The 21,133-nt window shown below is 72.3% G+C and carries 21 protein-coding genes; 7 read left to right on the plus strand and 14 right to left on the minus strand.

Annotation, left to right across the window (positions count from 1 at the left end):
• Window positions 1-10: 10 nt before the first annotated feature.
• On the minus strand, window positions 11-733 hold the full coding sequence (locus BJ958_RS01095; protein WP_139622247.1) for an IclR family transcriptional regulator: 723 nt from the start codon (window positions 731-733) through the stop codon (window positions 11-13).
• Between the two features lie 100 nt (window positions 734-833).
• Between BJ958_RS01095 and leuC the strand changes: the two genes are divergently transcribed.
• The 3 genes from leuC (at window position 834) to BJ958_RS01110 (ending at window position 3,758) form a co-directional block, all read left to right on the plus strand.
• Window positions 834-2,246, plus strand: coding sequence for a 3-isopropylmalate dehydratase large subunit (gene leuC, locus BJ958_RS01100; RefSeq protein ID WP_179724779.1), 1,413 nt, complete (start codon window positions 834-836; stop codon window positions 2,244-2,246).
• Window positions 2,247-2,261: 15 nt separating this feature from the next.
• Complete coding sequence (gene leuD / locus BJ958_RS01105; RefSeq protein WP_179724781.1) at window positions 2,262-2,855, plus strand: 3-isopropylmalate dehydratase small subunit; 594 nt, start codon at window positions 2,262-2,264, stop codon at window positions 2,853-2,855.
• Between the two features lie 288 nt (window positions 2,856-3,143).
• Entirely contained in the window at window positions 3,144-3,758 is a 615-nt protein-coding gene (locus BJ958_RS01110; protein ID WP_179724783.1) for an HU family DNA-binding protein, read from the plus strand.
• A gap of 64 nt (window positions 3,759-3,822) precedes the next feature.
• Here the strand turns inward: BJ958_RS01110 and cofC are convergent, their stop codons facing one another.
• Window positions 3,823-4,473, minus strand: a complete 651-nt coding sequence (cofC, locus tag BJ958_RS01115) for a 2-phospho-L-lactate guanylyltransferase (RefSeq protein WP_179724785.1) — start codon at window positions 4,471-4,473, stop codon at window positions 3,823-3,825.
• Window positions 4,474-4,541: 68 nt separating this feature from the next.
• Between cofC and BJ958_RS01120 the strand changes: the two genes are divergently transcribed.
• Window positions 4,542-5,294: a 1-acyl-sn-glycerol-3-phosphate acyltransferase gene (locus tag BJ958_RS01120; protein WP_179724787.1), complete on the plus strand. Its 753-nt coding sequence runs from the start codon at window positions 4,542-4,544 to the stop codon at window positions 5,292-5,294.
• On the plus strand, window positions 5,294-6,298 hold the full coding sequence (locus tag BJ958_RS01125) for an NAD(P)H-dependent glycerol-3-phosphate dehydrogenase (protein WP_179724789.1): 1,005 nt from the start codon (window positions 5,294-5,296) through the stop codon (window positions 6,296-6,298). Before BJ958_RS01120 ends, BJ958_RS01125 begins: the two co-directional genes overlap by 1 nt.
• A 6-nt stretch (window positions 6,299-6,304) precedes the next feature.
• On the opposite strand, the gene BJ958_RS28335 is transcribed toward BJ958_RS01125, so the two are convergent.
• The 3 genes from BJ958_RS28335 to BJ958_RS01140 form a co-directional block, all read right to left on the minus strand.
• Complete coding sequence (locus tag BJ958_RS28335; RefSeq protein ID WP_179724791.1) at window positions 6,305-7,939, minus strand: LuxR C-terminal-related transcriptional regulator; 1,635 nt, start codon at window positions 7,937-7,939, stop codon at window positions 6,305-6,307.
• 57 nt (window positions 7,940-7,996) lie between these two features.
• Window positions 7,997-9,091: a flavin-containing monooxygenase gene (locus tag BJ958_RS01135; RefSeq protein ID WP_179724793.1), complete on the minus strand. Its 1,095-nt coding sequence runs from the start codon at window positions 9,089-9,091 to the stop codon at window positions 7,997-7,999.
• Between the two features lie 153 nt (window positions 9,092-9,244).
• Window positions 9,245-10,360 (minus strand): trans-sulfuration enzyme family protein, encoded by a 1,116-nt coding sequence (locus tag BJ958_RS01140; RefSeq protein WP_179724794.1) that lies wholly within the window; start codon window positions 10,358-10,360, stop codon window positions 9,245-9,247.
• Window positions 10,361-10,384: 24 nt separating this feature from the next.
• Between BJ958_RS01140 and BJ958_RS01145 the strand changes: the two genes are divergently transcribed.
• Window positions 10,385-11,509 carry a D-alanine--D-alanine ligase family protein gene (locus BJ958_RS01145; protein ID WP_179724796.1) on the plus strand — a complete coding sequence of 375 codons (1,125 nt, stop codon included), beginning with the start codon at window positions 10,385-10,387 and terminating at the stop codon, window positions 11,507-11,509.
• 6 nt (window positions 11,510-11,515) lie between these two features.
• On the opposite strand, the gene BJ958_RS01150 is transcribed toward BJ958_RS01145, so the two are convergent.
• From BJ958_RS01150 to BJ958_RS01180, 7 genes are read right to left on the minus strand one after another with little or no spacing between them, the layout of a single operon-like run.
• Entirely contained in the window at window positions 11,516-12,958 is a 1,443-nt protein-coding gene (locus BJ958_RS01150) for a chlorohydrolase family protein (protein WP_179724799.1), read from the minus strand.
• Complete coding sequence (locus BJ958_RS01155) at window positions 12,955-13,779, minus strand: ABC transporter ATP-binding protein (RefSeq protein WP_179724801.1); 825 nt, start codon at window positions 13,777-13,779, stop codon at window positions 12,955-12,957. The genes BJ958_RS01150 and BJ958_RS01155 overlap by 4 nt, the downstream gene beginning before the upstream one ends.
• On the minus strand, window positions 13,772-14,779 hold the full coding sequence (locus BJ958_RS01160) for an ABC transporter ATP-binding protein (RefSeq protein WP_179724802.1): 1,008 nt from the start codon (window positions 14,777-14,779) through the stop codon (window positions 13,772-13,774). Before BJ958_RS01160 ends, BJ958_RS01155 begins: the two co-directional genes overlap by 8 nt.
• Entirely contained in the window at window positions 14,776-15,657 is an 882-nt protein-coding gene (locus BJ958_RS01165; RefSeq protein WP_179724804.1) for an ABC transporter permease, read from the minus strand. The genes BJ958_RS01160 and BJ958_RS01165 overlap by 4 nt, the downstream gene beginning before the upstream one ends.
• 12 nt (window positions 15,658-15,669) lie before the next feature.
• Window positions 15,670-16,611, minus strand: coding sequence for an ABC transporter permease subunit (locus tag BJ958_RS01170; RefSeq protein WP_218865526.1), 942 nt, complete (start codon window positions 16,609-16,611; stop codon window positions 15,670-15,672).
• Between the two features lie 8 nt (window positions 16,612-16,619).
• Window positions 16,620-18,251 carry an ABC transporter substrate-binding protein gene (locus BJ958_RS01175; protein ID WP_179724806.1) on the minus strand — a complete coding sequence of 544 codons (1,632 nt, stop codon included), beginning with the start codon at window positions 18,249-18,251 and terminating at the stop codon, window positions 16,620-16,622.
• Between the two features lie 18 nt (window positions 18,252-18,269).
• Window positions 18,270-19,496: an amidohydrolase gene (locus tag BJ958_RS01180; RefSeq protein WP_218865528.1), complete on the minus strand. Its 1,227-nt coding sequence runs from the start codon at window positions 19,494-19,496 to the stop codon at window positions 18,270-18,272.
• A gap of 172 nt (window positions 19,497-19,668) precedes the next feature.
• Here BJ958_RS01180 and BJ958_RS01185 point away from each other — a divergent pair, with 172 nt between their 5' ends.
• On the plus strand, window positions 19,669-20,382 hold the full coding sequence (locus BJ958_RS01185; RefSeq protein ID WP_179724810.1) for a GntR family transcriptional regulator: 714 nt from the start codon (window positions 19,669-19,671) through the stop codon (window positions 20,380-20,382).
• 7 nt (window positions 20,383-20,389) lie between these two features.
• On the opposite strand, the gene BJ958_RS01190 is transcribed toward BJ958_RS01185, so the two are convergent.
• A complete protein-coding gene (locus BJ958_RS01190; protein WP_179724812.1) occupies window positions 20,390-20,878 on the minus strand; it encodes a DUF3515 family protein in 489 nt (162 codons plus the stop codon).
• Entirely contained in the window at window positions 20,857-21,093 is a 237-nt protein-coding gene (locus tag BJ958_RS01195; RefSeq protein WP_179724814.1) for an Lrp/AsnC family transcriptional regulator, read from the minus strand. Before BJ958_RS01195 ends, BJ958_RS01190 begins: the two co-directional genes overlap by 22 nt.
• Window positions 21,094-21,133: the final 40 nt, after the last annotated feature.

Raw genomic sequence — 21,133 nt, forward strand, 5'->3', positions numbered from 1 at the left:
GGGGCTGGAGTTACTCCGCAGCCGCGCGGCGCAGCGACTCGGAGAGCCGCTCGGCGGCGGCGAGCACCGCAGGTGCGTGCATCCGGCCGGGCTGGCGGGACAGGCGCTCGAGCGGGCCCGAGACGGACACGGCGGCGATCACCTTGCCGCCGGGGGAGCGGACGGGAGCGGACACCGAGGCCACGCCCTGCTCGCGCTCGCCGACCGACTGCGCCCAGCCGCGGCGGCGGATGGCGGACAGCTCGGCCGCGGAGAACGCGGAGTTCTGCAGGCCGCGGTGGATCCGCTCCGGGTCGTCCCAGGCGAGCAGCACCTGTGCGGCGGAGCCGGCGCGCATGGTGAGCTGGGAGCCGATCGGGATCGTGTCGCGCAGACCGGAGGGCCGCTCGGCGGCGGCGACGCATACGCGGTGGTCGCCCTGGCGCCGCCACAGCTGGGCGGACTCGCCGGTGATGTCGCGCAGCCGCGCGAGCACGGGGCCGGCGGTCGCGAGCAGCCGGTCCTCGCCGGCTGCCGCGGAGAGCTCCGCGAGGCGCGGCCCGAGCACGAAGCGGCCCTGCATGTCGCGGGCGACGAGGCGGTGGTGCTCGAGGGCGACCGCCAGGCGGTGGGCCGTCGGCCGGGCCAGGCCGGTGCCTGCCACCAGGCCGGCCAGGGTGGCCGGGCCGGACTCCAGTGCGGTGAGCACCAGGGCCGCCTTGTCGAGAACTCCGACGCCGCTCGAGTTGTCCATATGGCAATACTGCCGTCTCGGATCCTGGGATGCAAGAGTACGCTTCGTCACGGAGGGCGGCAGAGGTGCCGTCATCGACCCGAACGAGGAGGAGCGAGTCATGGGCAAGACCCTGGCGGAGAAGGTGTGGGACGAGCACGTCGTCCGATCGACCCCGGGGGAGCCGGACCTCCTCTACATCGACCTCCACCTCATCCACGAGGTCACCAGCCCGCAGGCCTTCGACGGCCTGCGCCTGGCCGGGCGCAAGGTGCGCCGTCCCGACCTGACCCTCGCGACCGAGGACCACAACGTCCCGACGCTCGACTGGGACAAGCCGATCGCGGACCCCGTGAGCAAGACCCAGGTCGACACCCTGCGCAAGAACGCCGAGGAGTTCGGCGTCCGGCTGCACCCGCTCGGCGACGTCGAGCAGGGCATCGTCCACGTCGTCGGCCCGCAGCTCGGCCTGACCCAGCCCGGCATGACGATCGTGTGCGGTGACTCGCACACCAGCACCCACGGCGCCTTCGGCGCGATCGCGTTCGGCATCGGCACCTCCGAGGTCGAGCACGTGCTCGCCACGCAGACGCTGCCGCAGGCCAAGCCGAAGACCATGGCCGTCACGGTCAACGGCAGCCTCGCCGCGGGCGTGACCGCCAAGGACCTGATCCTCTACCTGATCACGCAGACCGGCACCGGTGGCGGCCAGGGCTACATCGTCGAGTACCGCGGCGAGGCCATCGAGGCGCTCTCGATGGAGGGCCGGATGACGGTCTGCAACATGTCCATCGAGTGGGGCGCCAAGGCGGGCATGATCGCGCCGGACGAGACCACGTTCGCCTACATCGAGGGCAAGGCCGAGGCGCCGAAGGGTGCCGAGTGGGACGCCGCCGTCGCCCACTGGAAGACGCTGGTCACCGACGCCGACGCGACCTTCGACAAGGAGATCGTGATCGACGCGGCCGACGTCACGCCGTTCGTCACGTGGGGCACGAACCCCGGCCAGGGCGCGCCCCTGGGCGCGAACGTCCCCTCGCCGGAGGACTTCGAGGACCCCTCCGACAAGCTCGCCGCCGAGAAGGCGCTGGAGTACATGGGCCTCGAGGCCGGCCAGCCGCTGCGCTCGGTCAAGGTCGACACCGTCTTCGTGGGCTCCTGCACCAACGGCCGCATCGAGGACCTGCGCCTGGCCGCCGAGATCATCAAGGGACACAAGGTCGCCGAGGGCACCCGGCTGCTCGTCGTCCCGGGCTCGGTGCGCGTGCGCAACCAGGCCATGGAGGAGGGCCTCGACAAGGTCTTCATCGAGGCCGGTGCCGAGTGGCGCGGTGCGGGCTGCTCGATGTGCCTGGGCATGAACCCCGACACCCTGAAGCCGCAGGAGCGCTCGGCGTCGACGTCCAACCGCAACTTCGAGGGTCGGCAGGGCAAGGGCGGACGCACCCACCTGGTGTCCGTCCCCGTCGCGGCCGCCACCGCCGTCAAGGGCACGCTGGCCTCTCCGGCCGACCTGTCCGCCGAGCTGGTCTGAGAAGGAGACAGAGTCATGGAGAAGTTCACCTCCCACACCGGTACGGCGCTCCCGCTGCGCCGCAGCAACGTCGACACCGACCAGATCATCCCGGCGGTCTACCTCAAGCGCGTGACCCGCACCGGCTTCGAGGACGGCCTGTTCGCCGCGTGGCGCAACGACCCGGAGTTCGTCGCCAACAAGCCCGAGTACCAGGGTGTCTCGATCCTGGTCGCCGGCCCCGACTTCGGCACCGGCTCGTCGCGCGAGCACGCCGTGTGGGCACTCATGGACTACGGCTTCAAGGTCGTGCTGTCGAGCCGGTTCGCCGACATCTTCCGCGGCAACTCGGGCAAGGCCGGACTGCTGTCCGTCCCGGTCGAGCAGGACGTCATCGAGCAGCTGTGGGCGGCGATCGAGGCCGACCCCACCACGCAGATCACCGTCGACCTCGGGTCCCGCACCGTCACCTGCGGCGACCTGGTCGCGCCGTTCGACATCGACGACTACACCCGCTACCGCCTGCTCAACGGGCTCGACGACATCGGCATCACGCTGGGCAACGAGGCCGACATCGCGGCGTACGAGAGCGGTCGCCCGAGCTGGAAGCCGGTCACCCAGCACGCATGAGAAGAGGCTGAATACCGCTCTACGACGGGCCGATCCGCGACTTTCGCGGGTCGGCCCGTCGTCTTTCCCGCATTCGTCGTGAAAGCTGCGAACAAGCCCCGACAGGCGGAATGAGGCCCGAAATGGCCGAAATACCGCTGAAATCGCGAAAAAAGACGCACGAACTTCGGCGTGGTGATTGTGAGTGTGCCCACTAGTGCCTAGCGTTCCCATGAAAGGACGGCTGGGCGAGGGCTCGGCCGCATCAGCCCAAGGGACGCCCAGCGCGGCGTTTCGGAAGGACAGGTAGTGAACAAGTCTCAGTTGATCGACGCGCTGGCCGACCGATTCGAGGGCAGCCGCAAGGACGCGGCCCACGCTCTCGACGCGGTCCTCGACACGATCACCCGTCAGGTGGCCAAGGGCGAGAAGGTCGCCATCACCGGCTTCGGCTCGTTCGAGAAGGCCGTCCGCAACGCCCGTTGGGTCCGCAACCCGCAGACCGGCGAGCGTGTGAAGACCAAGAAGAAGGCCGTCCCGAAGTTCAGCGCCGGCGCTGACCTCAAGAACGTCGTCTCCGGCGCGAAGAAGCTCGCGCCGCTGCCGAAGCCGGCCAAGAAGGCCGCTGCTCCGGCGAAGAAGGCCGCCGCTGCTGCCGCCGCTCCGGCCAAGAAGGCTGCGACCACCGCCGCCAAGAAGGCTGCTGCTCCTGCCAAGAAGGCCGCCGCCACCGCGAAGAAGGCGGCTCCCGCCAAGAAGGCTCCGGCCAAGAAGGCTCCGGCCAAGAAGGCCCCGGCTGCGAAGAAGGCGGCCCCGGCCAAGAAGGCGGCTCCGGCCAAGAAGGCGCCCGCCGCCAAGAAGGCCCCTGCCAAGAAGGCTCCGGCCAAGAAGGCTCCGGCCAAGAAGACCGCGAAGAAGGCCTGACGCCTGCTTCGACGATCACCCCGAACGGGCCGTACTCCACACGGAGTGCGGCCCGTTCGTCGTGTCAGGAGCCCCGAGGGAGCAGACCGATCGACCGCACGACGTCTGCGGAGGAGTCGCCGAGGCCCAGCGCGATCGCGTCCGCCAGGCTGTCGACGTCGTCGACGTCGCGGCGCAGCGTGGGCAGCTCCCCGGCCAACGGACGCGCGCCGGAACCCTCATGGGCCGCGGCCGATCCTGCGCCGAAGCGCGGGTCGAAGCCGTCGTACGACGCGCAGTACAGCGTGGTTCCCGTCGTGTCGGCGTCGCGGACGAAGCACGGACCGGGCTGGGTCGCGGCGTCAGCCAGGGCCGTGGCGAGGTCGCCGGGCACCAGCGACGGCAGGTCGCCGCACAGCGCGACGGGCCGCAGGTCGGGGCGGCGTTCGTGCAGGTGTGCCGCCGCGTGCCGCAGCGCGGCGTTGAGGCCGCCGCCCGGATCGGCACAGGTCGCCGCACCGCGAGCGGCCAGGGTGGCGGCGAACGCGGCGTCGTCACTGACCACCAGGACGCCGGCGACGCCGTCGGCGCGCAGGCACGCATCGACCACGTCGGTCGCGAACGCCGCCGCCAGCCGGGCCCGCTGGTCGTCGCGCAGCGTCGAGAGCCGCGACTTCCCGGTCCCCGGGGACTTCACCGGCAGCAGCACGGCGAAGGCGCCCGGACGGGTGAACACCCCTGAATCCTGACAGGTCGGTCGTGCCCGGCCGTGGCCGGTGTCACTGACCGGTAACCTGCATTCTCGTGAGCGTGCGGAAGCTGCAGGAGAAGCGGGGCTGGGCCTTCAACATCGCCGTACCCATCATCAAGCCGACGCTGCTGGCCACCACCCGCCGCGAGTGGATCGGCGGGGAGAACATCCCCGAGCGGGGCGGTTTCATCATCGCGCTCAACCACATCTCGCACGTCGACCCGCTCACCGCCGCGCACCTCGTCTACGACCACGGCTACAAGCCGCGCTACCTCGCCAAGTCCGGCCTGTTCGACAACAAGGCACTCGGGTTCTTCCTGCGCAGCGCGGGCCAGATCCCCGTGCGGCGCGAGACCAAGGACGCCGTCGGTGCGTACTCCGCCGCGGTCGACGCCGTGCGCGACGGCCAGTGCGTCGTGATCTACCCGGAGGCCACCATCACCCGTGACCCCGACATGTGGCCGATGAAGGGCAAGTCCGGCGCCGCACGGATCGCCCTGGAGACCGGGTGCCCGGTCATCCCCGTCGGGCAGTGGGGCGCCCACGAGATCCTGGCGCCGTACACGAAGCGTCCACACCTGGTCCCTCGCCACAAGGTCGTGATGCGCGTCGGGCCGCCCGTCGAGCTCGACGACCTGCGGGCGAAGGAGCGCACCACTGCCGTCGTCAACGAGGCCACCGCCCGGATCATGGCGGCGATCACGCACGAGCTCGAGCTGGTGCGCGGCGAGACGGCGCCGGCCGAGCGCTACGACATGGCCGTGCGCGGCGACCGGTTCAAGAAGAACAAGAAGGCGGCGAGCTGATGGGCAACAAGATCGCGGTGCTCGGCGCCGGTTCCTGGGGTACGGCGTTCTCGATCGTGCTGGCCGACGCCGGCAACGACGTGTGCATCTGGGCCCGTCGCGAGGAGGTCGCAGCCGCGATCAACGAGCGCCACGAGAACGTCGACTACCTCTCGGGCATCGAGCTCCCGCGCCGGATCACCGCCACCCACGACCCCGAGCGGGCCCTCGCCGGGGCCGACGTCGTCGTCCTGGCGGTGCCCTCGCAGTCGCTGCGCGACAACCTGCCCACCTTCCTTCCCCACGTCGAGAAGGACGCCGTCCTCGTCTCCCTGATGAAGGGCGTCGAGCTCGGTACCCTCAAGCGGATGTCCGAGGTGATCGCGGAGGTCGGTGACGTCGGCGCCAGTCGGATCGCCGTCGTCAGCGGCCCCAACCTGGCCCGTGAGATCGCCCGTCGCGAGCCGGCGGCCTCCGTGGTCGCGTGCGCCGACGAGGACGTCGCCACGATGCTGCAGCACCGGCTGCACTCGCCGGCGTTCCGCCCCTACACCAGCGTCGACGTCCTCGGCTGCGAGTACGGCGGTGCCTACAAGAACGTCGTCGCCCTGTGCGTCGGCATGGCCGTCGGCCAGGGCTTCGGCGACAACACGACCGCCTCGCTGATCACGCGCGGCCTCGCCGAGACCGCCCGCCTGGCCATGAACCTCGGCGCCAATCCGCTCACCCTGATGGGCCTCGCCGGGCTCGGCGACCTCGTCGCCACCTGCTCCTCGCCGCTCTCGCGCAACCGCACCTTCGGCGAGAAGCTCGGCCAGGGCATGACCGTCGAGGAGATCTACGCCTCGACCCGGCAGGTCGCCGAGGGTGCCAAGTCCTGCTCCTCGCTGCGTGCCCTCGCCGCGCGCACCGGCGTCGACGCGCCGATCGTGGACGCCGTGGACGAGGTCGTGCAGGGGCGGCTGACCACGTCGCAGCTGATGGACGCCTTCATCTCGCGCGACACCAAGGCCGAGCTGAGCTGAGCCGGCTCACAGCAGCCGGTTCTCGAACGCGTACGCCGCGGCGGCGGTGCGCGACGAGACGTCCAGCTTGGTGAAGATGTTGGACAGGTGCCGGGCGACGGTCTTGTCGCTCAGCACCAGCGCTGCCGCGATCTCCGGGTTGCTGCGTCCGCTGGCGACCAGGCGGAGCACCTCGACCTCGCGCTCGGTGAGCCCGCCCGGCCGGACCGGCCCGAGGAGTGCGGCCGCAACCTGCTCGGCCGGCCGGGCGCCCAGGTCCTGGAAGGCCCGCCGGGCCCGCGCGAGCTCGGACGTGGCGGAGTCCTCGTCGCCCAGCTGCCGCAGCGCCCGACCCAGCAGCACCTGCGCGCGGGCGACCTCGTACGGTGCCGTGAGGCCGCGCCACACGCCCTCGGCGCCGCGGGCGGCGGTGGCGGCGGCGCCCGGCTCGTCGGCTGCGAGCAGGCACTGCGCCCGGGCGTGCAGTGCGCGACCGCGCAGTCCCTCGCACCCGAAGGCGTCGGCGAGGGCGGTGAGCTCGTCCGAGGCGGCAGCCGCGGCCTCGACCCGCCCGGCCTCCAGCAGCACCTCGACGGCTCCGGGAAGGAGCTGCGAGCGGTGGACCGGGTCCCGCGGCTCGTCCAGCAGTCGCTGGACGGCGTTGACCGCGGCCGTGGTGCGACCGCGTGCGAGCCAGAGCAGGGCGAGTCCGGGCTGCGGCTCGAAGCCGTACGACGACGCCTGCTCGTAGGCCCCGTCGGCGGCGTCGAGCTCGCCGCGGATGCGACGGACTTCGCCACACTCGGCGTAGGCGATGCCCGCCGGAGCGGGTGTCCCGGCGGCGAGGTAGCGCTCGGCCGCCCGGGCCAGCTCGTCGAGGGCGTCGGCGTACGCCCCCTGCATCCGCATGATCTGCCCGCGGTGGACGGCGCACTGGCCGGCGAACGCGATCAGGCCCGGCTGGGCGTCGACCCACGAGGTGAGCGCCCGCGTCCACTGCGTCATCCGGCCGAGGTCGGAGACCTCCTGGCACGCCTCGATCAGCGAGCAGTAGATCTGGCCCGCGAAGAGCGGCGACACCTCTCCGGTGGAGAGGCCGATCATGGCCTCGTCCAGCAGGGCGAGGCCCTCCGGCACCTGTCCCGCGTAGAGCAGCATCCGGCCCTGCGCGTTGAGCCCGTTCGCCAGCAGGTCCGGGTCGTTGAACCTGCGGCCGTAGGAGGTGACCTCGAGCGCGAGGTCGAGCGCCGGTGCGAGCTCGCCGGAGAAGATGCGCCGCATCATCGTGTGGGTGAGCAGGTAGCCCTGCTCGACGACGTCCCCGGGGACCTCGTCCAGGAGTCGCTGGCTGCGCGCTGCCCAGCCGCTGCTCACCGCATCCTCACCGGCCTCCAGGAGCACCATGGCCAGCCAGAACCCGGCGCGGACCGCTTCGAGTCTCCGGCCCGCAGCGAGGTGGCCCTGGTAGGCCCGCTGCAGCGCCTGGACGCAGTCGTTGTGCCGCCCGAGGAGGTAGGCAGCGGTGGCGAGCTGGGCGAAGTCGTGAGCGGTCGGTGCCGGCCCCTCCGTGTCCTCGGCCCCGGACAGCAGGTCGTAGGCGCGCACCCAGTCGCGGCGTTCGTAGGCCTCCCGGGCCCGGGCGAGATCGTCGACGACACCCATCGCGCACCACCTTCCCTGCCGATTATGCGCCGGTCCGGGACGTGGCGGGGTGCGCCGTCAGGCGGCCGCGGCCTCGCTGCCGCGTGCGGCGATCCGGCGGGCGACGTACTCGGCGTCGCGCCCCACGCCGGGCAGGACCATCGAGCTGAAGGCGAACTGGAAAGACAGCCCGCAGAAGAAGAGGCCGGGCACCTGGTCGACCACCCCGCGGTACTCCTGCGGCCAGCCGTCCGGCCCGATCGCAGGCAGGTCGATCCAGCCGAAGGCCTGCTCGAAACCGGTGGCCCAGATGACGGTCGCGGCATCGACGACCGTGCCGTCCTCGAGAACCGGCAGCCCGTCCCGGACGCCGGACACCCGCTGCTCGATCCGTTCGACGCCGCGCTGCGCGAGGTCCTCCCGCTTGACCCGCAGCATCGGTCCGCCGTGGTGGCGGACCTCCTCCATCTCCTTGCGCCCCAGCGGCGTGCGACGGGTCAGGACGTGGCGCCAGACGAACACCAGGACCGGGAACACCCGGCGGATGGCCTTCTTCTCCCACCGGAACGGGATCTGCCCGCAGTCCCGGCCGACGAGGGTCGTGGGCCGGTGCTCGGCCACCTCGTAGGCGATGTCGCAGCCGGAGTGGGAGGCTCCGACCACCAGGACCCGGCCCTCGGCGAGGTCGTCCGGTCGCTTGTACTGCGTGGAGTGCAGCTGCCGGATCGACGGGTCCAGCCCGGCGGCGACGTCGGGCACGTGCGGCGTACGGCCGAAGGAGCCGGTCGCCACCACGACGTTGTCGCAGGTGATCGTGTCGTCGCCGACGGCAGCGGTGAACCCGCCGGCGGTACGCCGAGCGAGCCGGTCGATCCGGGTCCGCATCCGGACGGGCAGGTCGAACTCGACGGCGTACTTCTCGAGGTAGTCGGCGACGTCGTCCTTGGACGGGTAGGTCCAGGGCGCTGCGGGGAAGCGCAGGCCCGGGAGCCCGTCGTACTTCGCGGGGCTGTACAGCCGCAGCGAGTCGTAGTGTGCCCGCCAGTTGTCGCCGACGCGCTCCGCGCCGTCGACGATGAGGAAGCGGCGGCCGCGCCCCTGCAGGGCGTGACCGGTGGCGAGGCCGGCCTGGCCGGCGCCGATGATCAGGGTCTCGATGTGCTGGGTCGACATGGTCTGCTCCTGGTGGCTCGTGGGGACGAGCACGACGTTAGGAAGCAGCACCGCCCGGGCGCGTCGGGCGAACCACCCATCCGACCGTGGAGCTCGATGGGTAGGACGACCCAGTGTCGTTCGGCGAGCGCCAGATCAAGGAGCGAGCGCCAGTCAGGCAGAGATGCGGTCCAAGGCCTGCTTCAGGTCCGCCCACAGGTCCTCGACGTCCTCGATCCCGACGGACAGCCGCACCAGCCCCTCGGGGATCGTGGTCGGCTCGAGCTTCCACCGGCGCCGGCGCTCGAAGGTCGACTCGACGCCACCGAGCGAGGTGGTGTGCACCCACAGCGAGGTGGCGCGGACCAGGAAGTCGCCGGCGTCGGCGCCACCGGCGAGCACGGGCGCGACGATCGCGCCGAAGCCGGGGTAGCGGACCTCTGCGACGGAGGGGTGGTCGGTGAGGCGGCGGGCCAGCTCGGCGGCGTTCGCGGCCGCACGCTCCAGGCGCACGTGCAGGGTCCGCAGGCCGCGCAGGGCGAGCCAGGCCTCGAACGGACCGGGTACGGCGCCCGCGAGGTCGCGGCGGCCCTTGAGGGCGCCGTACACGTCGTCGTCGGTCCCGTCAGCAGGCACGACGATCGCGCCCATCAGCACGTCGCTGTGCCCGGCGATGTACTTCGTGGCCGAGTGCACGACGATGTCCGCGCCGAGGGACAGCGGCTGCTGGAGCAGGGGAGTGGCGAAGGTGTTGTCGACGACCACACGGATCCCGAGCTCGTGGGCGGCCGCGGACAGCGCTGTGATGTCGGCGATCTCCAGGGCCGGGTTGGTCGGGGACTCCAGCCAGAGCAGCCCGCAGTCCTCGTCGGCCTCCATCGCGGCGATCACGGCCGCGGTGTCGGTGATGTCGACCAGCGTGGCCTTCAGCCGGCCGCGGGACTCGGCGTCGGTGAGGGCGGTCACCGAGCCGTTGTAGGCGTGCCGCGGCGCGATCACGCTGCTGCCGAGGCCCACCAGGTCGAGGATCGTGGTGACCGCGGCCATGCCGGACGAGAACGCCAGCGCCCGGCCACCCTCCAGCGCACCGAGGGCGTCCTCGAACGCCGTCCAGGTCGGGTTGCCGTACCGGCCGTACTCGAGGTCGCCGGTCGCGCCGTAGGTCGAGGTCATCGTGATCGGCACGTTCATCGGCTGGTCGGGCTCGTGCGGGGGACGTCCCGCCGTGACGGCGACTGTTGCGGGGCGGAGCGGACGAGGCGGGTGGGGTGCGGACTCGGATCCGGACATGTCCCAAAGGTAGGGTCATCGCCGATGAGCTCTCCCACCGGCCGCCGTGTCCGCGTCGCTGTCGTCTTCGGCGGCCGCTCCAGTGAGCACGCCATCTCGTGCGTGACCGCCGGGAGCGTGCTGCAGGCGATCGACCGTGAGAAGTACGACGTCGTCCCCGTCGGCATCGCCACCGACGGCCGCTGGGTGCTGGAGGCCGACGACCCGCAGCGGCACCGGATCACGGGCCCCGGCCAGCTGCCGTCGGTCGACGGCGGGCGAGCACCCGTCGCGCTCGCGCCCACGAGCGACGGCACCGGCCTGGTCGTCAGCGAGCCGGCCGAGACGCCGCGCGCTCTCGGTGACGTCGACGTCGTCTTCCCGCTGCTCCACGGCCCCTGGGGCGAGGACGGCACCATCCAGGGTCTCTTCGAGATGTCCGACGTCCGCTACGTCGGCTCCGGTGTGCTCGCCTCGGCGGTCAGCATGGACAAGGCGTTCATGAAGGTCGTCCTGAAGGACGCCGGCCTGCCGGTGATGCCGAGCGTCACCGTCACCGCGCGCGAGTGGAAGGCGGACCCGCAGGCCGTGCGGGAGCGTGCCGCCGAGCTCGGGTACCCCCTCTTCGTGAAGCCGGCCCGTGGCGGCTCCAGCATCGGCATCGCCAAGGCCCACACGCCCGACGAGATCGACGCCGCGATCGAGGGGGCGCTCGAGCACGACCCCAAGGTCCTGGTCGAGGTGTCCGCCGAGGGCGCCCGCGAGATCGAGTGCGGCGTCCTGGAAGCCCTCGACGGCGGCGTGGAGACCAGCCTGCCCGCCGAGATCCGGATCACCGGCGAGCACGAGTTCTACGACTTCGAGGCCAAGTACCTCCCCGAGGAGCACACCGAGCTCGACGTCCCCGCGATCCTGCCCGACGGCGTCGAGGAGCGGATGCGCGCGATGGCCGCGGCCGCCTTCACCGCGGTCGGCTGCGAGGGCCTCGCGCGCGTCGACTTCTTCCTCATGCCCGACGGATCGCTGGTCGTCAACGAGCTGAACACGATGCCGGGCTTCACGCCGCTGTCGATGTTCCCGCAGATGTGGGCCGCGACGGGCGTGACGTACGGCGAGCTGGTCGACCGGCTCCTCACGCTGGCTCTCCAGCGCGACACCGGCCTGCGCTGACCCGGCCTAGCCCCGGACCCGGAAAGACGGGGGCATCAGCGTCTCGACCGGGCGCCGCAACGCGTCCCGCTCGGTGAACGACGCGCGGTAGTCGTCGAAGAAGCGCTGGGCGCGCGCCCGCATCGCGGGTACGTCGACGCCGGGCACCGCGCCGTCGCGCACGACGAACCGGCCGTCGACCACGACGTGCCGGACGTGCTGGCCGCCGCCGTGCATCACGATCGAGCGGAGCGGGTCGTCGACCGGTCCGAGCCGCAGGTCGTCGAGACCGACGACGACCAGGTCGGCCTTCGCGCCGACCGCCAGCCGTCCGAGGTCGGGACGGCCGAGGGCTTCGGCGCCGCCGACGGTCGCGGCCCGGAACAGGTCGGCCACCGACCCGGCCGTGTGGTCCTGCTCCACTGCCTTGGTCAGCACCGAGCCGTGGTCGATCGCGCGCAGCACGTCGGGCGGGAAGGTGTCGGTGCCCAGGCACATCCGCACGCCGGCACGACGGTAGGAGTCGAAGGAGTCCAGCACCATGCCGTAGCGACCGGACGCCAACGGGCAGAAGACGACCGTCGTCCCGGTCTCGGCGAGGCGTCGCACGTCGTCCCCGGCCGCGTCGACGGCCCAGCAGTGAGGGACCAGCAGGCCCGGCCCGAGCAGGCCGAGCCGGTCGAGCACCTCGACCGGGCGGGCGTCGTACCGCTCACGGAGGAGGACGACCTCCTCGTGGGACTGGCCCGCGTGCAACCGGACCGGTACGCCGAGCCGGGCCGCCTCCTCGCGGGTGCGGACGAGCAGCTCCGGCGTCTGGGTCTCGATCCGCGCCGGGGCGAGCAGGCCCCGGATCCGCCCGTCGTGGGCGCCCTCCCAGCGCTCGGTGAACCGGATCGCGCCGTCGAGCCCGCGCTCGCCCTCGGTCTCGTCCCAGTGCATCGCCCGGGTGCCGTCGGCGTCGGTCGTCGGTACGCCGGCGCGGTAGCTCGGCCCCAGGTACATGCGGATCCCGAGCCGCCCGGCGATCTCGGCGAGGTCGTCGAGCTCGTCCTCGGTCTCCGCCCAGGCCCGGTAGGTCTCGGCGGCGATCGGCAGCGCCGTCGTGACGCCGTTGAGGAGCAGCTGGACGACGGCGTACTCCCGGCGGAACGCGAGGTCGGCCCGGTCGAAGACCTCGCGCCGGTGGTGCCGGGCGTGGTCCGGCGACCAGTCCTGCCCGGCCAGCAGCTCGTCGGGCTGGAAGCTGTCGAAGATCGCGTGGTCGATGTCGCCGAGGGCGTTGAGGTCGACGAAGCCGGGGACGACCACGGCCTCGCCGCAGTCGACGGTCTCGTCGACCGGTCCGTCGTAGCGGCCGCCGACGTGGACCAGCCGGTCGTCCTCCCAGACCACGTCGCCGTCGCGGACCAGGAGGTGGTCGCCGTCCCCGTGCCCGACGACGTGGGCCGCGCGGAGGCGGGTCCTCACGAGGCCGTGCCGCTGCGCTGGGGCGTCCAGCCGGGCCGGGGGACCGCGTCGATGAGGCGCCGCGTGTACTCCTGGGCGGGGGAGGAGAGGACCCGGGCGGTCGGCCCCTCCTCCACCACCGTGCCGCCCCGCATGACCAGGGTGCGCTCGCAGACCTGGTTGACGACGGCGAGGTCGTGGGTGATGAACAGGAACGCGATGTCGGTGCTCTCGCGGATGTCGCAGAGCAGGTTGAGGACCTGCGCCTGCACCGACACGTCGAGGGCGGCGACCGCCTCGTCGAGCACGAGCACCGAGGGCTGCGCGGCAAGCGCGCGGGCGATGGCGACCCGCTGCCGCTGCCCGCCCGAGAGCTGGCGGGGGTACACGGTGGCGTGGCGGGGGAGCAGGCCGACCTGCTCCATCAGCTCGTCCACCCGGGCGCGGCGCGCCTCGCGGGACAGGTCGTGCTGCAGCCGGACCGCGGTGTCGAGGATGTCGCCGATGCGCTGGGAGCGGTCCAGGGACAGGTACGGGTCCTGGAAGACGAGCTGCATCTCGCGAGCCCGGCGGCGCCGCTCCGCGGCCCCGGGGCGGCCGCTGCCGCGCGACCGGCCGCACACCTCGATCGTGCCGCTGGTGCGCTGCTCGAGGCCCATCAGCATCCGGGCGACGGTGGTCTTGCCGGACCCGGACTCGCCCACGACGGCGAGCGCCTCCCCGGCTCCGAGGTCGAAGCCGACCCCGTCGACGGCCACGACGGGGTGGCGTCGGTCGTGGCCCGGGAACTCCTTGCGCAGGCCGCGGACCCGGACGACGGGCGTGGGGTGCTGCTCAGGCATCGGCGGTCGCCTCCTGCGGGGACGGGACGGGGGTCGCGGTGGCGAGCTCGTCGTGCCGGTGGCACGCGACGTGGCCGGTCGTGGTGGTCACCAGGGGCGGGGCCGAGGCCCGGCAGGCGTCGGCGACGTGGGCGCACCGGCTGGCGAACGCACATCCCGCACCGGCCTCGAAGGCGGCGAGCGGACGGCCGGGGATCACCGGCAGCCGTCGTACGGACGTGTCGATGCTGGGCCGGGCGACGAGCAGCCCTGCGGTGTACGGGTGCTGGGGATGGTCGGCGAGGGAGGACGACGCCTGCTCCTCGACGATCCGGCCGGCGTACATGACGGTGGTCCGGTCGCAGGTGGCGGCGGCCAGCTCGAGGTCGTGGGTGATGAAGAGCATCGCCAAGCCGCGCTGCGTGCGCAGGTCGCCGAGGATCGCCATCACCTCCGACTGGGTGGTGACGTCGAGCGCCGTCGTCGGCTCGTCGGCGAGGATGAGCTCGGGCTCGATCGCGATCGCCGTGGCGATCATGACCCGCTGCAGCAGGCCGCCCGACAGCTCGTGCGGGTACTGGCGCACTCGCCGCTCCCCGTCCGGGATGCCCACCTCGCCGAGCAGGTCGACGGCCCGCTTCTCGGCCGCAGCCCGCTTCATGCCGAGGTTGCGCCGCATCGCCTCGGTCATGAAGTCGCCGACACGGTGCACGGCGTTGATGTGGGCACGTGGGTCCTGGAAGATCATCGCGACCCGCCGTTCGCGCGCTGCCCGCAGCGCCCTGCGGTCGCCGAGCACGGAGGCCCCGCCGACCTCGATCCGGCCGGAGACGTCGGCACCGGGCGGGAACAGCCCCAGCACCGAGCGCGCCGTCATCGACTTGCCGGAGCCGGACTCGCCGACCAGGCCGACCGCCGTGCCGGCGTCGATCGCGAGGTGGACGCCGTCGACGATCGTGCGGTGGCCGCCGCGGTGGCGGACGCCGACCCGGAGGTCCTCGATGGACAGGACGGTGCTCATGCGCGCTCCTCGGAACGACGGGTCAGCCGGTCGCCGAGCACGATGACCGAGCCGACCAGCAGGGCGATGCAGGATCCGGCGAAGACCGCCTCGCCCGGTTGGTTGCGCAGCATCCCGTCCAGGCCCGAGCGCATCGTCAGGCCCCAGTCGGGGTCGGGCGCCTGGACGCCGAGGCCCAGGAACGACAGCGCCGACAGGTCGATCAGGGCGAAGCCCAGCGAGCTGACGGCCTGCGCCACGATCAGCGGCATCAGGTTGGGCAGCAGGTGGCGCAGGCAGATCGCGGTACCGCTGCGTCCCTGCACCCAGGCGGCAGCGACGTAGTCGAGCCTCGCCTCCCGCAGCACCGCGCCCCGCACCACCCGGGCGACGTACGGCGTGTAGCCGATCGTGAGGCCGAGGACGACGCCCGTCGTGCCGGGGCCGGCGATCGCCACTGCCGAGAGGGCGAAGACGATGCCGGGCACGGCGAAGAGGATGTCGAGGACCCGGGACACGAACGCGTCGACCACACCGCCGATCCAGCCGCTCGCGAGCGCGATGGCGGTGCCGACGACGGTCGACAGCACGATCACCGAGACCGAGGCGACCAGCGCCACGCGGCCGCCGTACATGAGCCGGGAGAGGAGGTCGCGACCGAGCGCGTCGGTGCCGAGCAGGTGCGCGCCCGACGGCGGTGCGTACGCCTCGAGCGGGGCCGGCAGGTTCGGCGGGTAGGGGGCCAGCCACGGCGCGAGTGCGGCAGCGAGCACCACCAGCACCAGGTAGGCGAGCGACAGGGTGCCGCCGGGACCGAGCGTGCGCCAGACCGCGCGGAAGGGCCTGCGGCGCACGCGCACCGAGGGCACCGCGTGGTCGAGGGCGAGGGCGTGACTCATGGGTTTCCTCCGTCAGGAGAGCGAGATGCGGGGGTCGACGAGGACGTAGACGACGTCGACGAGCGTGTTGACGACGACGAACGTCGCGACCAGCGCGAGGATGACGGCCTGCACCACGACGAAGTCGCTGCGCAGGATCGCCTCGACCAGCAGTGAGCCGAGACCGTCGAGCGCGAAGACGTTCTCGACGACCACCGCTCCCGCGATCAGGGTCGCGATGGTGAGGCCGAGGACGGTCGTGATCGGGATCATCGAGTTGCGCAGCACGTGGTGCCGCAGCACGTAGCCGCTGCTCAGGCCGCGGCTGCGCGCGGTCTCCACGTGCTCGCTGCGCAGCTCGTCGGACACCGCCGCCCGGGTGATCCGCGCGAGGTACGCCGCCGACGCGAGGCTGAGCGTGACCGCGGGCAGGACCAGGTGGACCAACCGGTCACCGAAGCCGGACCCGGCGCCGTACAGCGGGAGCCAGTCCAGCTGGCTGGCGAAGACCCAGATCAGGGCGACGCCGCTGACGAAGACCGGCGTCGCGAGGAAGGACGTCGTCACGAAGGTGATCACGCCGTCCACCGGGCCGGGCCGGGTGCCCGCCAGCAGCCCGAGCCCGACGCCGGCGACCGCGATCAGCAGGCCCGCGAGGAGCACCAGCCCGACGGTGGTCAGCACCCGCGGCCCGAGCAGGTCGAGCACGTCCTGCTTGTAGGCCACGCTGCGCCCGAGGTCGCCGTGGAGCACGTCGGTCAGCCAGGTCCAGTACCGCACGAGGAACGGGTCGTCGAGGTGGTACCGGGCCTCGACCCGGGCGATCTGCTCCGGGGACGCGCTGCGGTTGCCCAGCAGGAAGGTGAGCGGGCTGCCCGGGGCGAGCTCCATCAGGCTGAACACCAGGAAGGAGGCGGCCAGCATCACCACGAGCAGGCTCGCGATCCGCTTGCCGGCGAACGTCAGGACGGTCACGGCGGGCCTCAGCGGGTCCCGATGGCCGAGGCCCACGGGTAGTAGAGGTAGTTGGACGTCGCGATCGACCCGGTGATCCGCTTGTTCTGGACCAGGATGACCGGCAGGTACTCCAGCGGCAGCCAGGCCTCGTCGGTCACGGCCCTGTGCTCCAGCTCGGCGACCAGCTCGGCCCGGGTCTCGTCGTCGGTCTCCGAGCGCGCCGCGACCAGCTGGTCGGCGATCGCGTCGTACCGGCCGTAGTTGTTGTAGGCGTCCTTCTCGAACATCAGGTACGAGTCGAGCGGGTCCGCGACGCTGTAGTAGGTGCTGAGGAAGGCGTCGATGCCCTTGCGTGCCTGCGGGTCGACGTAGACGTTGCCGTACTGCTCCACCGGGATCGTCTTGATCTCGATGTGGAGGCCGATCGCCTCGCCGGCGGCCTGGAGCAGGTTGGCCGTCTGCTCGTGGACGACCGAGCTGCCCTGGACGGCGATCGTGATCGGCTGGTCGCCGACGCCGGAGTCCTCGACCAGCTTGGTCGCAGCCTCGATGTCGACGTCGGTGCCGGGGAGCTCGTCGTACGCCTTCTCGAAGATGCTCCTGCCGTAGGTCCAGGAGGCCGGCGTGGCCAGCGAACGGGCTGGGATGGCGGTGTTCTGGAGCACGGTGGAGGCGATCGCGGCCCGGTCGGTCGCCATCGACAGCGCGCGACGCACGTCCGGGTCGGCGAACGGCCCGTCGGATGCGGCGCCGAGCAGGTACCAGCCGGCGAGCGAGGTGCCGAGGACGACCTCGGTGTCCTCGCCGTTGCGCAGCTTGTCGAGCCCCGCCGGCGGCAGGTAGAAGAACTCGCCGTCGAGCTCGCCGCTCTCCAGGGCGAGGACGGCGGTCGACTCGTCGGTCACGAACGAGAGCTCGAGCTTCGAGGAGAGCGGCTTCAAGGCGTCGTCCCAGTAGGCGTCGTTGCGGCTCAGCTCGATCGCCTGCCCGGGCTTCCAGGAGTCGAGGCGGAACGGGCCGGTGCACATCGGGAGGTGCTGCGGCGTGCCGAAGTCCTCGCCCGCGGCCAGGCTCGACGCCTTCTCGGTGACGATGCCGCCGAGGGAGGCCAGTGCCTGGGTGAGCAGGGCGTCGGGCTTCTTCATCCTCATCGTGACCTCGAGCGGTCCGCTCGCGGTCACCGAGGCGACGTTGGTCAGGTACGTCGCGACGTACGACCCGGAGTCGGGGTCGAGGTGACGCCCGATGCTCCACGCGACGTCCTCGGCCGTCAGCGGCTTGCCGTTCCAGAAGGTGACGCCCGGGCGCAGGTGGAAGACCCACGTCGTCGGGTCGGGCTGGTCCCACTTCTCGGCGAGGCCCGGACCGACGGTGAAGTCGGGGTTCGCGCGCAGCAGTGCCTCGCACGAGTTGGCCAGGGCCGTGTTCTCGGCGTAGTTGAAGGTCTTGATCGGGTCGAGGCTGAGCGGCTCGTAGGGCAGGTTCCAGTGGATGGTCCCGGCGTCGCCCGTGCCGGCCGGTGGGTCCTGGGCGAGGTCGGAGAAGTCGAGCGCGTCGGCGGGGTCGGGGGAGGCCGGCGTACCGGCGTTGCAGGCGGTCGCGACCAGCAGGACGGACGCGGCTGCGGTGGCGCGGAGGGCGGTGCGGGTGCGGGGCATCAGTCTTCTCCCTGGGGTTCAGGCCCGAGTGGTGGTGCTGGCGGTGGCGGCGGGGGTGAGGTGACCGTCGGCGGCGACGACGCGGCCGGCGCGGAGCACGAGGCGGGGGAGCGGGCGGTCGACGACGGCCTGCGCGGCGCACTCGGCGTCGAGGACCATGACGTCGGCCGGGTCGCCGACGTGGAGGCCGGAGTGCGGCAGGCCGAGCAGCTCGGCACCTGCGTGGGCCGCGACGTCGAGGCACGCCTCGATCTCGTCGTCGGTCGCAGCGCCCAGCTGGTAGGCGAGGAGGTGGGTGCGGTCGATCATGTCGGCGTTGCCGAACGGGGACCAGGCGTCCCGGATGCCGTCGGAGCCGAGGACGACGCGTACGCCGGCCGCGCGGAGCTCGGGCACGGGCAGCGCGAGGTCCGGACCGCCCAGCGCGCAGGTCGCGAGGGTGACGCCGGCCTCCGCCGTCGCCGCGGCGAGGTCGGCGAGCGCGGATCCGGTGAGGTCGGCGTAGTAGAACGCGTGCCCGAGGGTCATCCGGCCCTGCCAGCCGGCCTCGACCGTGCGCCGGAGGACGGCCTCGACCTGGAGCCGGCCGGTCTCGCCGGTGTCGTGCAGGTGGATGTCGAGGTCGACGTCGAGCTCGGCGGCGAGCCCGAAGACGATGTCGAGGTGGCCGTCGAGGTCGCCGTCGAGGCCGAGCGGGTCGATGCCACCGAGCACGGTGGCGCCGGCGCCGACCGCCTCCCGGAGCAGCTCGGCCGTGCCCGGCGTGCGGAGGATCCCGAGCTGCGGGAAGGCGACGATCTCGACGTCGAGCGCCGGGCCGATCGCCGCGGCGGCCTCGGCGACTCCGCGGACGTTGTCGAGGCCGTGGACCGGGGCGACGTCGACGTGCGCCCGGACGGCGCGGGCACCGTGGGCGACGTAGCGCTCCAGCAGGCTGCCCGAGCGCTCGGCGACCGAGCGGGTGAGCTGCTTCTGCACCCGTACGTCGTTGTCGATCAGGTCGGCCAGGCTCTGAGCGGGCTGCCGGGAGAGCCACGGCTCGCCCCAGGTCGTCTTGTCCGGGTGGCAGTGGCCGTCGACGAGGGTCGGCAGCAGCAGCCCGCCACCGCCGTCGACGATCTCGTCCGCAACCGGTCGAGGCGCGCCGGGGGCGAGGACGGCGGCGATGGTGCCGTCCTCGATCACGACGTCCGCGGCGCGGCCGGTGGCCGTCGTGCGGACGTCGCTGAGCAGGGTCGTGGCCACGCGAGCTCCGTTCGTTAGTGGTATACCGTTATCCGCGGAACGTAGCAGGGCGAATCGGCCGATGTGAAGTGGCTCACGAGAAAATCCCGATAGCATCGCCAGATGGCAGGCATCTGATCACCTGCACCAAGCGTGGATTGCGGCATACCAACGGGTCGCAGGAGGAGGGCTGATGGCGACAGCACAGGGGCGCCGCTCCTTGGCCGTCCAGGCGTTCGAGCGGATCAAGGGCGAGATCGTCTCGCTGCAGCGCCCGCCCGGGCAGCGCCTCGTCGAGCGCGACCTCGCGGCCGAGCTCGAGATCTCCCGCATCCCGTTGCGCGAGGCGCTGCGCCAGCTGGAGGCCGAGGGGCTGGTCGTGATAGTGCCGCGTCAGGGCGCGATGGTCGCGCCGTTCACCGCGGCGGACGTGCGTCACCTGTTCGACGTCCGCGAGAGCCTCGAGGTCCTCGCGGTGCGGCTGGCCGCCCAGCAGGCCGACAGCCGTGGGCTCGCCACGCTCCAGGGCCACCTCGCAGCGGCGCACGCCGCGCTCGCGGCCCGGGACCTGAACGCCCTCGCCGACGCCAATGCAGGCTTCCACGAGACCGTGATCGCGATGTCGGCCAACCCGCTCCTGCAGTCGATCATGCAGCCGCTCAACGCGCGGGTGCGCTGGCTCTTCCACCTCGCACAGGGCCCCGACGAGGACGACGACATGTGCGCCGAGCACGAGGCGATCTACCGGGCGATCGCCGCCGGTGACGCGGAGCGTGGCGCGGCACTCGCCTACGAGCACGTGCGGGAGACGCGCGAGGCGACGCTCGAGATGGCCGCCGGCTGGACGGTGCCGGACCTGGACCCGGTCGCCGTCACCCGCACCCGGCAGCGCGAGCGGCGCTCCTGAGCACTCCCTAGTTGCAGTCGTCGACCAGGGTGAGGTGCTGCTTGATGAGAGGGGCCAGGACGGCCATCGCGGCCGGCCCGGCGTTCGGCCGGTAGCGCGACGGGATGCTGACCTCGACCCGGGGCCGGTAGCCGGCGGCGGTCAGGGTGAGGTCGAGGCCCTGGTCGGTGTACTGCTCGTCGGGGATGTAGTAGCCCACCCCGTTGGCGGACTCGCAGGACGCGGTCTCGTCGAAGCCCTTCGGCACGCCGACGCCGCAGCGCACGACGATCGCCGGGTCGCCGTACGCCGCCGCGGGCGCGTCAGCAGGCTCGATGTCGACCCGCTCCTCGTCGTACAGGGTGGCGGGCAGGTCGGCGGTGAACGCGTCGCACGCCGCCTGGTCCGCCCGCGACAGCTCGGGCACGTCGACCTGCACCGGCCCACCGCACCCGGCCGCCAGCAGGGTGAGGGGCAGTGCGAGACCGGCGAGCGTCAGATGTGGACGACGGGGCACGTCAGGGTGCGGGTGATGCCCTCGAGGTTCTGCACCTTGGACACCACGAGCTTGCCCAGCTCGTCGACGTTGCGGGCCTCGGCGCGCACGATCACGTCGTACGGACCGGTGACGTCCTCGGCCAGCGTGACGCCGGCGATCTCGCCGACCTCGCGGGCGACCTCGGCCGCCTTGCCGACGTCGGTCTGGATCAGGATGTAGGCCTGCACCGTCATGGGGTCACGCTCCCGCCGGATTGGATTGGTGGAACGCCTC

The organism is Nocardioides kongjuensis, assembly GCF_013409625.1.
Classification (GTDB): Bacteria; Actinomycetota; Actinomycetes; order Propionibacteriales; family Nocardioidaceae; genus Nocardioides; species Nocardioides kongjuensis.